At 70.6% G+C, this 13,569-nt stretch carries 12 protein-coding genes and 1 pseudogene; 3 read left to right on the forward strand and 10 right to left on the reverse strand.

What is annotated here, in order from left to right; genetic code table 11:
• Position 1 precedes the first annotated feature (1 nt).
• From ACH4UM_RS31480 to ACH4UM_RS31525, 10 genes and pseudogenes are all read right to left on the reverse strand, one after another.
• Positions 2-1,135 (reverse strand): MCE family protein, encoded by a 1,134-nt coding sequence (locus ACH4UM_RS31480; protein WP_398186688.1) that lies wholly within the window; start codon positions 1,133-1,135, stop codon positions 2-4.
• Positions 1,132-2,154: an MCE family protein gene (locus tag ACH4UM_RS31485; protein WP_398186890.1), complete on the reverse strand. Its 1,023-nt coding sequence runs from the start codon at positions 2,152-2,154 to the stop codon at positions 1,132-1,134. Before ACH4UM_RS31485 ends, ACH4UM_RS31480 begins: the two co-directional genes overlap by 4 nt.
• 230 nt (positions 2,155-2,384) lie before the next feature.
• A complete protein-coding gene (locus tag ACH4UM_RS31490; protein WP_398186691.1) occupies positions 2,385-3,422 on the reverse strand; it encodes an MCE family protein in 1,038 nt (345 codons plus the stop codon).
• The gene (locus ACH4UM_RS31495) at positions 3,419-4,666 is read right to left on the reverse strand and encodes an MCE family protein (protein ID WP_398186694.1); all 1,248 of its coding nucleotides are present in this window, start codon (positions 4,664-4,666) and stop codon (positions 3,419-3,421) included. Before ACH4UM_RS31495 ends, ACH4UM_RS31490 begins: the two co-directional genes overlap by 4 nt.
• A gap of 5 nt (positions 4,667-4,671) precedes the next feature.
• A complete protein-coding gene (locus ACH4UM_RS31500) occupies positions 4,672-5,496 on the reverse strand; it encodes an MlaE family ABC transporter permease (protein ID WP_398186893.1) in 825 nt (274 codons plus the stop codon).
• A gap of 12 nt (positions 5,497-5,508) precedes the next feature.
• Entirely contained in the window at positions 5,509-6,279 is a 771-nt protein-coding gene (locus ACH4UM_RS31505; RefSeq protein WP_398186697.1) for an MlaE family ABC transporter permease, read from the reverse strand.
• A complete protein-coding gene (locus ACH4UM_RS31510; protein ID WP_398186699.1) occupies positions 6,276-7,220 on the reverse strand; it encodes an ABC transporter ATP-binding protein in 945 nt (314 codons plus the stop codon). The genes ACH4UM_RS31505 and ACH4UM_RS31510 overlap by 4 nt, the downstream gene beginning before the upstream one ends.
• Before the next feature lie 130 nt (positions 7,221-7,350).
• Positions 7,351-8,355 carry a sigma-70 family RNA polymerase sigma factor gene (locus ACH4UM_RS31515; protein WP_398186702.1) on the reverse strand — a complete coding sequence of 335 codons (1,005 nt, stop codon included), beginning with the start codon at positions 8,353-8,355 and terminating at the stop codon, positions 7,351-7,353.
• A 144-nt stretch (positions 8,356-8,499) separates the two neighbouring features.
• On the reverse strand, positions 8,500-9,543 hold the full coding sequence (locus ACH4UM_RS31520; RefSeq protein WP_398186704.1) for a lytic transglycosylase domain-containing protein: 1,044 nt from the start codon (positions 9,541-9,543) through the stop codon (positions 8,500-8,502).
• 383 nt (positions 9,544-9,926) lie between these two features.
• Positions 9,927-10,169 (reverse strand): annotated as a pseudogene (locus tag ACH4UM_RS31525) (replication initiator); the annotation flags it as partial.
• A 247-nt stretch (positions 10,170-10,416) separates the two neighbouring features.
• Between ACH4UM_RS31525 and ACH4UM_RS31530 the strand changes: the two are divergent.
• The 3 genes from ACH4UM_RS31530 to ACH4UM_RS31540 all read left to right on the forward strand — a co-directional run bounded on the left by ACH4UM_RS31530 (position 10,417) and on the right by ACH4UM_RS31540 (position 13,491).
• On the forward strand, positions 10,417-10,830 hold the full coding sequence (locus ACH4UM_RS31530; protein ID WP_398186706.1) for a hypothetical protein: 414 nt from the start codon (positions 10,417-10,419) through the stop codon (positions 10,828-10,830).
• 215 nt (positions 10,831-11,045) lie between these two features.
• Positions 11,046-12,380 carry a PP2C family protein-serine/threonine phosphatase gene (locus ACH4UM_RS31535; RefSeq protein ID WP_398186709.1) on the forward strand — a complete coding sequence of 445 codons (1,335 nt, stop codon included), beginning with the start codon at positions 11,046-11,048 and terminating at the stop codon, positions 12,378-12,380.
• A gap of 94 nt (positions 12,381-12,474) precedes the next feature.
• Positions 12,475-13,491, forward strand: coding sequence for an MASE1 domain-containing protein (locus ACH4UM_RS31540; protein ID WP_398186712.1), 1,017 nt, complete (start codon positions 12,475-12,477; stop codon positions 13,489-13,491).
• The last annotated feature ends 78 nt before the right edge of the window (positions 13,492-13,569 follow it).

A 13,569-nucleotide genomic window follows, 5' to 3' on the forward strand; every position in this document is an offset into this window, starting at 1 on the left:
CTCATGCCCGGGCCCCCAGGATTCCGCCGAGCGTCCGGTCGACCGTGCCCGTGCCGGCCGGGGCGGCCGGAAGCTCGGGCAGCGAGTCGAAGAGCCCGTGCAACTGCTTGCAGTCGGGGTTCCTGCCGCCCACGTCCCCCGTCGTGCGCAGCAGGGAACACAGCAGTGACGCCGGGTCCTGTGGGCTCTGCGGGTTGTTGCGGGTGTCGAGGGTGCCGGCGGCCGGGTTGTAGGCGTTCTGCAGGTTCGACAAACCCGTGGGAACGACCGTCAACAGCTCCTCCAGTGAAGCACGTTGGGCGACGAGGACCTTGGTGACCTTGCTGAGGCCCTTGACGTCCGATCTCAGCGAGTTCTTGTTGTTCTTCACGAAGTCGGACACCTCGCCGAGTGCCGTGGCCAGGTGCTCGAGCGCCGCCGCCAGATCCGTGCGCTCCCCGGAGAGCTGCCTGGCCACCTGGGCCAGGCTGGTGTCGAAGGACCGCACGCTCTGGTCGTCGGCCGCCAGGGCCGCCGTGAACACCTGCAGGTTCCGTACGGTGCCGAACAGGTCGCCCCGCCCGCCGGAGAGCGTGGTGACCGCCTGCGACAGGTCCTCGACCGTCTGGTTCAGGTTCGCGCCCTGACCCCGGAGGTTGTCCGCGCTCACCCCGAGCAGCCGGGACAGCGAGCCGTCCTTGTTCGCACCCTTCGGGCCGAGCGCGTCGGCGGTGGTGTGCAGGCTGTCGAAGATCCGGTCCAGCTCGACCGGGACGGCGGTGCGTGACTCGGGGATGACCGCACCGGTCCGCAGTACCGGGCCCCTGCGGTAGACCGGCAGCAGCTGCACATAACGGTCGCTCACCACCGAGGAGTTGACGATGGCGGCCTGCGCGTTTGCGGGGACCTTGCGCCCCCTGTCGTACGACAGCTCCACCCGCACCCGATCGCCCTCCGGGGTGATCTTCTCGACCCGTCCTATGCGCACGCCGAGGACGCGGACGTCCGAGCCGGGGTAGATGCCCACGGTGCGCGGGAAGTACGCCGTGACGCGGACGGTCTCGGAGCGCGGCCACAGCACGACGGCGAGCGCGGCGACGACCGTGAGCGCGGTGAGCAGCGCCAGGATGCGCCGGACGGGGAGGCGCCGGGTCATCGCCGGCCTCCCGTCCGCGGCACGACCGGGGCGGCGACCAGGTTCTGCACGTAGGAGTCGAACCAGCGGCCGTTGCCGAGTGTGTTGGTGAAGACCCGGACGTAGGGAGCGAGCAGCTCGACACTGCGGTCGAGGCTCGCCTGGTTGCGTTCGAGCATCGTGACGAAGGTGTTGAGGTTCTTCAGGGCGGGCCCGATCTCCTTGCGGTTGTCCTCGACCAGACCGGAGAGCTCGATGCCCAGCAGGGCGGAGCTCCCCAGCAGTTGGTGGATCGCCGCGCGCCGTTTGCTGATCTCCTTGAACAGCTTGTCGCCGTCCTCCACCAGCGCGGAGAAGCCTTTGGTGTGCTCGGCCAGCACCTTGGTGACTCCGTTCGCGTGGTCGAGGAGCCCGTGCAGGGCCTTGTCGCGCGAGGCGATCGTCTTCGAGATCCTCGACAGTCCCTGGATGGACGCCCGCACCTCCGCGGGCGAGTCCTGGAAGGTGGTGGAGATGGTGTCCAGCGCCTTGGCGAGCTTCTGGGTGTCGACCTGCTCCGTCGTGGTGGTCAGGTCGCTGAAGGCCTGCACGACGTCGTACGCCGGCACCGTGCGCCCGATCGGGATCTCGCTGCCGGGCTTCAACCGGCCGGGCCCCTTCGGGTACAGCGCGAGGTACTTGGCGCCGAGGATCGTCCTGACTCGGATCGACGCGCCGGTCTCGGTGCCGAACGCGGCGTCGCCCTTGATCTTGAAGGTCACCTTGACGTGGTCGCCGTCCAGGTCGACGCCCTCCACCTTGCCGACCTTGACCCCGGCGATCCGCACCTCGTCGCCCGGCTTGAGGCCGCCCGCCTCCGAGAACGCCGCGCTGTACGTCCGTCCGCCGCCGATGAGCGGCAGACTGTCCGCGTTGAACGCGGCCACGGTCAGCAGCGCCAGGACGGTGAGGCCGACCGCGCCGACCACCAAGGGGTTCCGCTCGCGGAACGGTTTCAGCCGCCACCGACGCAGCCGGACGGTCGGCAGCTTCGGTGGCAGGACGCGCACCTTGACCAGGGGTTCGGGGCGGCGGCGTCGGGCCCTGCGGGGCAGCAGGTGCGGCCTTGGGAGTCTCGGTGGCAGGACGCGCACCTTGACCAGGGCTTCGGGGCGGCGGCGTCGGGCCCTGCGGGGCAGCAGATGTGGCCTTGGGAGTCTCGGTGGCAGGACGCGCACCTTGACCAGGGGTTCGGGGCGGCGCCGGGGCCCGTCCGGCACGGTGCGCAGACTCATCCGCCGCACCTCGCCTGCGCCACGTGCAGTTCGGGGGTGAGCACCTGCCGTGTCTTCGGCAGCACGACGCGGCCGTCGAAGTCGCAGAGGTAGAAGTTGAACCACGAGCCGTAGGACGCCGTCCCCGTCAGCGCGTTGAGCTTGTTCGGCAGCCTCTTCAGCACACCCTCCACCGTCTTCTCGTTCTTGTTGAGCGTTCCGGTGAGACCGGCCAGCCCGGCGATGTCGTCCTTCAGTGGCGGACGTGCGTCCGCCAGCAGCCCCGAGGTGGCCTGGGCCAGGTCGCCGATGCTCACCAGGGAGTCCCCGATGGGCTTGCGGTCGGCGGACAGCCCGGAGATCACCCGGCGGAGCTGGGTGAGCAGCCCGGAGAATCGTGCGCCGCGCTTGTCGAGCGTCTCCAGCACGGTGTTGAGGTTGTCGATCACCGAGCCGATCAGCTGGTCGCGGTCGGCGAGGGTCGTGGTGAGCGACGCCGTGTGCGCGAGCAGGCTGTTCACCGTGCCGCCCTCGCCCTGGAGAGTCCTGATGATCTCGGTGGCGAGCTGGTTGACGTCGTTCGGGCTGAGCGCGGCGAACAGCGGCTTGAAGCCGTTCAGCAGCGCGTTGAGGTCCAGCGCCGGCTGGGTCCGTGACAGCGGGATCGTGCCGCCGGGGCGCAGCCGGGTGCCGTCGCCCGCGCCCTCGGTCAGCGCGACGTACCGCTGCCCGACCAGGTTCCGGTAGCGGACCACCGCGCGGGTACTGTTGAGCAGCGGGCGGTCCGCGGCCACGGTGAAGGTGACCTCGGCCATCGTCCGGTCCTTGATCCGGATGCCGTCGACCTGGCCGACCCGGACCCCGGCGACCCGGATGTCGTCGCCCTCCTCCAGACCGGTCACGTCACTGAACACCGCGTGGTAGGTGTGCTTTGGGGTGAGGGAGATGTTGACGATGGTGGCGGCGAGCAGGGCCGTGGCCGCGATCGTGACCAGCGCGAAGAGGCCGAACTTGATCAGCGGGGCGGCCGTCTGCCGGGCCGGTGTGGTCCTCATGCGACACTCACCGCCGTTCCACGGGCCAGCGGACCGAACAGCAGGGTGGCGACGGGCGGGACCCGGTCGGCGGACACGCCCATGGCGGGGGCCACGAGCGAGTCGACGGCCCGCTGTTCGGCCGCGGTGGCGGACACGTTGGCACCTCCGGGCAGGGCGCCGTCCGAACCACCGGACGACGTACCGTCGTTGAGCTTGGGTTTCGGACCGGGCACCTGCGGATGGGGCAGACCCCGGCAGTTCGGCCCCGACCGGTCGGCGTAGCGCGGCTCCTCGCCGGGCCGGTACGCGCCCTGCGGGCGGACGGCCTCGAGGGTGATCCGCATCTCGCCGCCCCGGAACGCGTCCTCCGACGCCTGCTCCTGGCGGACCAGGCCGTTCAGCAGGCAGGGGTACTCGGGGGAGTAGCGGGCGAAGAGCTCAAGCGTGGGGCGGGAGACCCGGCCCAGGGTGATCAGCCGGTTCCCGTTGGCGTCGAGGAAGTCCTGCGCGGTGCCCGCGGCGGTTGCGGTCATACCGAGCGCGGCGGCCAGTTGGTCCCGCTTCTCGACGATCGTGCGGCTGGTGGTCACGGTGTTGCGCAGGATCCGCATCAGGTCGGGCGCCGCGTCTGCGTACACCTGGGTGACGTCGGCGAAGCGTGAGATGTCCTCCTTGAGCGCCGGCAGATGCGGGTTGAGGCGCCGCAGATAGTCACCGACCCGGGCGAGGTTGTCGCCGATCCGGCCGCCGCGGCCCTCCAGGGCGGTGGCGAACGCCGAGAGGGTGGCGTTGAGTTCACCCGGCCTGACGGTCTGCAGCAGCGGCAGCAGGTCGTTCATCAGCTGCTGCACCTCGATGCCGACCTTCGTTCGGTCCTGGGTGATGACGTCCCCGGCGCGGATCGGCCGCGCCGTGGACCCGGCGGGGGCCACCAGGTCGACGTACTTCTCGCCGAACAGCGTCTTGGGCAGCAGCCGGGCACTCACGTCCGAGGGGATGTCCGGGACGTACTCGGGCTTGAGCGCCAGGTCGAGGGTCGCCTTCGCGCCGTCGGCGCGCACCGCGCGCACCTCGCCGACCAGCAGCCCGCGCAGCTTGACGTCGGCGCGGGGGTCGAGCTGGTTGCCCAGGCTGTCGGCCTTGAGCGTGATGCGTACGACGGGCGTGAACGCCCGCTGGTAGACGGCCACCGCCAGGGACAGCAGCAGCCCGAGCACGGCGATGAACGTGACGCCGTACAACCTGAGTCTCAGCGCTTTCACCGGCCTCACCCCGCGATCCGTACGGTCGTGTTGGCGCCCCAGATCGCGAGGCTCAGGAAGAAGTCCAGGACGTTGATCGCGACGATCGAGGTCCGCACCGCCCGGCCCACCGCGACGCCGACACCGGCCGGTCCGCCGCTCGCGTGGTAGCCGTAGTAGCAGTGGACCAGGATGATCAGGACGGCGAACACGATCACCTTGCCGAAGGACCAGAACACGTCGACAGGCGGCAGGTACTGGTGGAAGTAGTGGTCGTACGTGCCCGTCGACTGCCCGTAGTAGCCGGTGGTGATGGTGCGGGCGGCGAGGTAGGACGACAGCACCCCGATCACGTACAGCGGGATCACGGCGACGAAACCGGCGATCATCCGGGTCGTCACCAGGAACGGCAGTGAGGGAACCCCCATCACCTCCAGCGCGTCGGTCTCCTCGCTGATCCGCATCGCGCCGAGCTGCGCGGTGAAGCCTGCGCCGACCGTCGCGGACAGGGCGAGCCCGGCCACCAGCGGTGCGATCTCCCGGGTGTTGAAGTACGCCGACAGGAACGCCACGAAGTTGGAGGTGCCGAGCTGGTTGAGGGCCGCGTAGCCCTGGAGGCCGACCTCGGTGCCGGTGAAGAACGACAGGAAGGCGATCACGCCGACCGTGCCGCCCACGACGGCGAGCGCGCCCCGGCCGAAGCTCACCTCGGCCAGCAGCCGCAGGACCTCCTTCTTGTAGCGGCGCAGGGTGCGGCCGGTCCACGCCAGCGAGCGCCCGTAGAAGGAGAGTTGGCCACCCAGCTCTTCCAACGAGCGCAGCGGGCGGTCGAGGAGTTCTTGTGGTCGCATCGTGCGCATCGGCTAACCCCTCTGGGGGACGACCTGGAAGTACACCGCGGTCATCACGAAGTTGGTCACGAACAGCAACATGAAGGTGATCACCACTGATTGGTTGACCGCGTCGCCCACGCCCTTGGGGCCGCCTTTCGCGTTGAGCCCCTTGTAGGAGGCGACGATCGCGGCGATCGCGCCGAACACCAGCGCCTTCAGCTCGGCCGCCCACAGGTCGGACAGCTGGGCCAGGGTGGTGAAGGACGCCAGATACGCACCTGGCGTGCCGTTCTGAAGGATCACGTTGAAGAAATAGCCGCCCGCGACGCCGACGACCGACACCAGGCCGTTGAGCAGCACGGACACCACCATCGAGGCCAGCACCCGCGGGACGACGAGCCGGTGGATCGGATCGATGCCGAGTACCTGCATCGCGTCGATCTCCTCCCGGATCTTGCGCGCCCCGAGGTCCGCGCAGATCGCCGTGCCGCCGGCGCCCGCGATCAGCAGCGCGGTGACGATCGGCGACGCCTCCCGCAGCACCGCGAGCACCGAGGCGGCGCCGGAGAAGGACTGGGCACCCAACTGCCGGGTCAGGCTGCCGATCTGCAGCGCGATGACCGCTCCGAAGGGGATCGACACCAGCGCCGTGGGCAGGATGGTGACGCTCGCGATGAACCACGCCTGCTGGATGAACTCCCTCGCCTGGAAAGGCCGTCGGGGCAGCATCCGCACGACGTCCAGCGCCATCGCGAACAGGTTGCCGGAGTGCCGCAGCGCTCCGGCCGGGGACAGGCTCACGCGTCCGCCACCTCCCTGCGGTGCAGCGCGGCCTCACGTCTCGCGATCGCCTCCCAGCGGGGCGGGCGGGTGATGCCGGGGCCCGGCAGCAGGCGGGGGGTCAGCGGCCCGCTGCCGGGGGTCTGGATGGTCGCGCCCTTGCCGAGCTGCGCAAGCTCCTGCTCGATCTGGGCGGCGTCCTTCTCCTCCGCCATGCCGATCGGCCCCTGCATCCGGCCGTTCAGGAACTGTCGTACGACCGGCTCGTCGCTGGTCAGCAACTGCTCGCGGGGCCCGAACAGCACCAGCTCGCGCCGGAACAGCAGCCCGATGTTGTCGGGCACCTGGCGGGCCGAGGCGATGTCGTGGGTGACGATCAGGAAGGTCGCGTCGATCTGCGCGTTGAGGTCGACGATGAGCTGGTTGAGATACGCCACGCGGACCGGGTCGAGGCCCGAGTCCGGCTCGTCGAAGAGGATGATCTCGGGGTCGAGCACCAGCGCGCGGGCCAGCCCGGCCCGCTTGCGCATGCCGCCGGAGATCTCGCCGGGCAGCTTCCCCTCGGCGCCGAGCAGCCCGACCATGTCCATCTTCTCGAGCACGATCCGCCGGATCTCGCTCTCGGACCTGCGAGTGTGCTCGCGCAGCGGGAAGGCGATGTTGTCGTAGAGGTTCATCGAGCCGAACAGCGCGCCGTCCTGGAACAGCACGCCGAACAGCTTCCGCACCTCGTACAGATCGCGCTCCCGGAGCTTGGTGATGTCCCGGCCCGCGACGGTGACCGAACCCCGGTCCGGCTTGAGCAGCCCGACGAGCGTCTTGAGGAACACCGACTTGCCCGTCCCCGAGGGACCGAGCATGACCGAGACCTCGCCGGCGGGCAGCGTCAGCGAGACGTCCTGCCAGATGACCTGGTGGCCGAAGGACTTGGTCAGCCCCTCCACACAGATCTCGACACCCATCCGGTTCACCCTTCACCCGCGTGAGCAGCTCCGACATCTGCTCTACGGGGAGGGGAGGGGCGTCCGTCGCGGGGACGGCGAGTTTTTTTCGCGAACGGGTTCGCGGGTGCTGCGGACGGGCTGACGAGTGCTACGGCACCTTCACGGACAGCGCGCTCGGAGTCGGTGCCGCGCGCGGCCCGGACGGTACGGCGCCCGTGTCCGGGGCCGACGCAGGCGCCGGGACGGCCGGCTCGACCGCCACCGGCGGCAGCTTCGGCACGTCCGGCAGGCGCGGCACCTTGGGCGCCGGCAACTTCGGCAGCGGGGCCGACGAGACCTCCGGCAGGGACGGCACGGAGGGCAGGGCCGGAACGGCCAGCGGCAGGAAGTTCCCGTCGGTGGGCTTGGCCGCCGGGCCCGCGCCCCGGCCCGGATTCGCGGGCGTCGTGGGGGAGGCCCCGCCCTTCGCCGGAGCACGTACCCGGCCGGTGCCGCAGGACCGCAGTGCCTGCGGGCTGTCGGACACCGCCGGCCGCGGCGCCGGAGCGTGCGCGCCGTCCCCGCCCCCGTGGAGCGCGTACGGCAGAACGAGCCCCGCCACCGCCAGGGTTGCCGCGGCCGAGGCGACGGCCGCCGTCTGCGCCTTCCCGCCTGCGCCCGGTCGCCCGCGCCCGAGCAGGAACAGTGCGAACCCGAGCGTCCCGGCCAGTGAGGCGCGCAGCGTGCGCCGGGCTCTGGCCAGCAGCGACTCGACCGTCCGGTAGCTCAGCCCCATCCGCACGGCGACCTGACCGACGTCCAGGTCCTCCGACTTCAGCCACAGCGCCTCGGCCTGGCGGGCGGGCAGTTCCCCGCTCCGCACGGCCAGCCACCGGGCCTCGGCCCGGTCGCACACCGCCTCCTCGACGGGCACCGGGCCCAAGGCGGCCAGCGTGGGGCTGCCGTGCACCTCGGCCTCCCGGTTGACCTGGCGGTACCGGTCGACGCACAGCCGCATGGTCACGGTCGTCAGCCAGGCACCGAGACGGTCGTCGTCGAGATCCGGGCGCTCGGCGGCACGCAGCATCGCCTCGTGCACGGCGTCCTCGGCGTCCTCCGGGCTCATCGACCGGCGCCGGGCCACCTTGAGCAGCTGCTCGCGGTGGCTCCACATGCGTTGCCAACGGTCGTGTGCCGCCTGTATGCCGTCCGGCCAGTCCGGCTGTATGTCCGCAGACGTTTCCGCAGGCATGTCCGTCGCCATGAGGGCCCCTTCGCGCTCACCCGCCGGTCCCGTGCCGCCCGGCGGGTGGCGACATTACCGCCGGGTATCCGCGGTTGTGGAGGGGGCGGCGCCCATCGTGTTCTCACTGTTGCCGGTGGTCAGCGGGACGCCGCCGGTCGGGTCACCTCCTTTGGGCAGGGTGACGCCGGGTGCGGGAAGGGGTAGCGGCGGCGTCTGCGTCACCTGGGGCACCGGGGCCTTACGGGACGAAGCGGGCGTGGGTGTGGGACGCGGCACGGCCGACGCGGAGGACGCGGTGGACGGGGACGGGCGTGTGCCCGGCCGGCCTGCCGAGGGCTTCGGCGAGGGCTTGGGCCGGGCCGGTCGCGGCCGGGAGGGCTCGGGCCGGGGGGAGGACCCGGCGGCCGCGTCGGGCACCACCCGGTGCCCGTCCAGAAAGTACGCGTACCAGGCCCGGACCGTGTGCAGATATGCCGCCGAGTGGTTGTAGCCGAGGATCGCCCGGTCCAGTTCGGCGGGGTCGGAGAGGTCCCGGCCGCCCGCGCACAGATAGCGCCCCGCGGCGAGCGCCGCGTCGTAGACGTTGTTCGGGTCGGCCCGTCCGTCGCCGTTGCCGTCCGCGCCCCAGCGGGCCCAGGTCGACGGGATGAACTGCATCGGGCCGACCGCGCGGTCGTACACCGCGTCCCCGTCGTACGCGCCGCCGTCGGTGTCCCGGACGGCCGCGAAGGCACCACCGTCCAGCCGGGGCCCGAGGATCGGCGTCAACGTCGTCCCGTCCGAGGACACCCGGCCGCCCTCCGCCTGCCCGGACTCCACCTGTCCGATCGCTGCCAGCAGCTGCCAGCGCAGCCGGCAGCCGGGCGCGGTCCCCGCGAGCTCCGCCTCGGCACGGCGGTACCCCGCGAACACGCTCGCGGGCAGGGCGCCGCCTGCCGCAATTCGTGGAGCGGTGTTCTGCCCGGGCTTTCCGGTCCGCAGCGGCGGGAGCTCGGTGCGGTACGGCGCGTCACCGGACACACTGGGACCGTGAGCGTCGACTGCGGCCCGCCGCGCCGGCTGTGCCACCCCTGCCGGGAACTCCCCCGGCGCCTGGGACGCGGTCAGGGCCGCCATGGCCGCCGCCGCGACCGCCGTGCCCCTGGCCCCTCGCCACGCTCCTCCGAGTGCACTTGTGAATGCGCGCCCTGCCACCGTGCGGTCCCCTCCCTGTGCGGATGCCGTCGTCCGTTGCCGTCGTCCGTTGCCGTCGTCCGCTCTACGCGGACGGGCGGGGCGTCCGTCGCACGACGACGGGACTTTTCCGCGGGGCGAGGTCCCCGGTGCCCATCGGGTCTCACCAAGCGGCCGGGCCGGTCCGGCCCCTGTCGCGGACCTGCCGGAACGCGCGCGGGCGAAGCGGATGCCGTAGGAGCACAGCGCGACTGAAGGTGGAGTTCACGGGGACCGAGACCTTCGACCTCGACGAGGCGCCGGCGCACGCCCTGGTGGCCCGCGAGGTCATCGAGGCCGCCGAGCCGGACGCGGTGGAGCTTGGCGGAGAGGCGGCCGCGGAAGCCGGGCACATGGGCCCACGCGCGCAGGCGGAGAGCTGTCGGCTCGGGGCGTGCGCCGAGGGTCCAGGCGGTGCGGATCGGGCGCTGGGCGTGTTCGGTGATTCGGGCTTGCGCCAGTTCGGCCAGGAGCCGAAGCGGCCGGTCGAGGGTATCCGTCGCCGTCTCAGCGCCTTTGGTGGCGTACTTGCCGTGGCAGGGCAGGTGGCCGCAGCATCGGCGAGGGAGGGACCCGGGGTGCCGATGCGGGACCAGTTCCCCGAGGTGTCGCCGGCCTGAGCCGGGTCACCATCTCGTCGCGGTGTTGGTGGCGTACGGATGGGCTGGGACAGTGGCAGGTGCGGGAGAGACGCACAACGTCCGGTGCCAGGCTGACTCGGGTTCCACGGACGAAACTCGATTGCAGTTCCTCGCACGCGTCTGGTGATACTCACTCATGAGCAGATTTGCCGAGGTCATCGTGTTGGCCAGCGGTGCAGAAGAGATCATGGAACCGCTGACCCAACCGGACGACAACCGTGAGTGGGCCGGCCAATTCGCTGATATCGGACACGGTATGTTCGGTGGCTGGGCCATCGAGTTCGTGCGACGGAGCCGATGGATCGGACTGCTGGAACACCTCCAGTCGTTGCCCTGGCCATCGCCGCACTCCGTGCAGGTGCTGATCCACGACGAGGAAGACGACTGCTTCGGCCTGTGGATGATGCACGATGGCCGACTGGTGGAGGTGCCGCTGCCGCGCACTCACCGCTACTTCTGGCCGGACCACTACACGGGCAAGGTCGACCCGGACTCCCCCGGAATTCTGATCCGCACGGACGGGCCCGGTGGCGCGGCCGAAGGAGATTGACTGCCGATTTCTCCCCGCTCCAGGCGCGTCCGTTGCCCGTACGCATGCAGAGACCCGGGACAGCGGCAACGTCCCGGGCGTAATGAGTTCATTCATAACTGTTCGTTCGCGTATGGCATGCTACTTCCGAAACACTGGCTTTTTGACCTGTTTGACTGTGTCACGCTGTGATCTTGATTGATCGAGGTCGTGTCAGGAGGCTCGAGGCGCTCGTGATGGCCGGACACGACGAAGAGAAACGACCGAGACAGCAGAACCTTCCTGACCTGCATGCGCGTCTGCGTGCCGAGGTGGGTCGGATCGACGAGCAGTTGCGCGGCATGCTCGCCGCAATGGACCGGCTGCAGGGCCTGCTCGATGCGGTGGTGGCCATCAGCCGTGAGGTGGAGCTGCCCGCGGTGCTGGACCGAATCGTGACCACCGCCATGGACCTGGTCGGGGCTCGCTACGGGGCACTGGGCGTGCTGAACGAGTCCGGAGAACACCTGGAGCGGTTCATCACTGCCGGCCTGTCCGAGCGGGAACGCGCCGATCTGGCCGGGACCGACCTGCCTCGCGGTCTGGGTGTCCTCGGACATCTGATCCGGCACCCCGAGCCCCTGCGGATCGACGACGTCTCCACCCATCCGTCGTCCGCCGGGTTCCCGCCCGGCCACCCCCACCTGCGCACCCTGCTCGGCGTCGCCATCAGCGTGCGCGGCGAGATCTACGGGGACCTCTACCTCGCGGAGCGGCATGACGGGCAGCCCTTCGACGTCCACGACGAGAACATCGTCGTCGCGCTGGCCAGCGCCGCCGCCATCGCGATCGAGAACGTCCGCCTGTTTGAACGGGTGCGCGTCGGGGCCGAGCAATTCCAGCGCCTTCTGCTGCCGACACTGCCCGACCTGCGGCCCTTCACCGCCGCCGCCATCTACCGGCCCGCTGCCGAGCCCAGTCAACTCGGTGGTGACTGGTACGACGCCATTCTGCTGTCCGACAACGTGGTGGCGGTCGTCATCGGTGACGTGGTCGGCCACGACCTGCAGGCCGCGGCCGCCATGGCCTCCACCCGTAACATGCTGCGCGCTCTGCTGTACGACCGGCGCAATCCGCCCGGCGCGGTCCTCGCCCAGCTCGACCGGATCCTGCAGGCCGCGACGAACAATCCCGTCACCACCACGACCCTGGCGCGGATCGAACCCGAGCAGGCGGGCTGGCGACTGCGCTGGAGCACCGCGGGTCATGTCCCACCGCTGCTGATCATCCCCGACCGCCCGGCGGAGCATCTGTTCGCCGAGCCCGGGCTGCCCCTCGGGGTGGACCCCGACGAGCCTCGCCCGGACCACTCCCGCTTCCTGCCCCCGAACGCCACCGTTGTCTTCTTCACCGACGGGCTGATCGAACGCCCTGACCGCCCCATCGACGAAAGCCTGCGTGAGCTCGCCGATCTCGCCACCGCGCATGCCGGCCTGCCCCTCCAGGAATTCGTTCAGGTACTCGCCGAGCACCACCCCAGCGACGGCCACGACGACATGGCCATCCTCGCCCTGCGCACTCCGCACGCCTGACCGGCCCGTCTCGCCCGGGAGCTCGTGCCGTGGAGGATCCGGCAGATCCGTCGGATGATGGAAGACGGGGCCAGGTCGATACGGAGATCGCCCGATGACTGTCGCGCGGCATGAACGGCTACGACGTGGTGGCGTGGCCGCCGTGGAGATCTGCGCCATGGCTGCGCTGTACTACGGCTCGGCCAGAGCGGGCCTGCTCCAGCAACTCGTGCGTGGCCAGGTCACCCCGCTGTGGCCGCCGACCGGCATCGCCCTGGCCGGTCTGCTCATCCTTGGGCCGCGCATCCTGCCCGGCATCGCACTCGGTGCGTTCCTGGTGAATGTCTCGCTCGGGCCGTCCGTCCCGGCCGTGCTGGTGATCGCACTGGGAAACACCCTCGCACCGCTCTGCTCGTACGTGCTGCTGCGCCGTACGGGGTTCCGCACCGACATGGACCGTTTGCGGGATGCCCTCGCATTGATCTTCCTCGGCGCGTTCACCGGAATGCTGGTCAGCGCAACGATAGGCAGCGGGACCCTGTTCCTCGCCGGTGTGCTCGGCGCCGGCGCCTTCTGGCCGACCTGGTCGGTCTGGTGGACCGGCGACGCGATGGGCGTGCTCGTGGTCGCACCGGTCGTGCTCGTTCTGCGCTCCGCACGCTGGCCCAGGGACGCACCGCCGTCCCGATGGGTGGAGGCATCGCTGCTCGTGGCAGCCACAGCCTGCGTCGGATTGGTGGAGACCGGTCGCACGCCGCTCATGTTCCTCGGCTTCCCGCTGCTGATCTGGGCGGCCTTCCGCTTCCAACTGGCCGGTGCCGCGCCCTGTGCCCTGGCCGTGTCGTCCTTCGCCATCGTCGCCGCAGCCCGGGGAACGGGTACCTTCGCCGGTCATGACCTGCTCACCAAGATGATCACTCTGCAGGCCTTCAACGGCTCCGCCTCGCTGACCGCGCTGGTGCTCGCGGCCGCCGTCAGCGAGCGCATCGGGGCCCGGAAGGAGATCGAACGTGCCTGCAGTCAACTCGCCGAGATGGTCACCAGGATCACCGCAGGTGCCCACCCGCCGACGCTGCCGGATGGCCGGACCGGGACGGACGAGGGCGGCGAGCGGACCTCGCGAACGACGTGATCCGTACGTTCGGGGCAGTTGCAGAGCAGGCTTCCTGCGCACACCGCTTTCGGCATCGGCGCCGCACAGCGAGGAGAC

Source organism: Streptomyces sp. NPDC020801, from assembly GCF_044334385.1.
Taxonomy (GTDB): Bacteria; Actinomycetota; Actinomycetes; order Streptomycetales; family Streptomycetaceae; genus Streptomyces.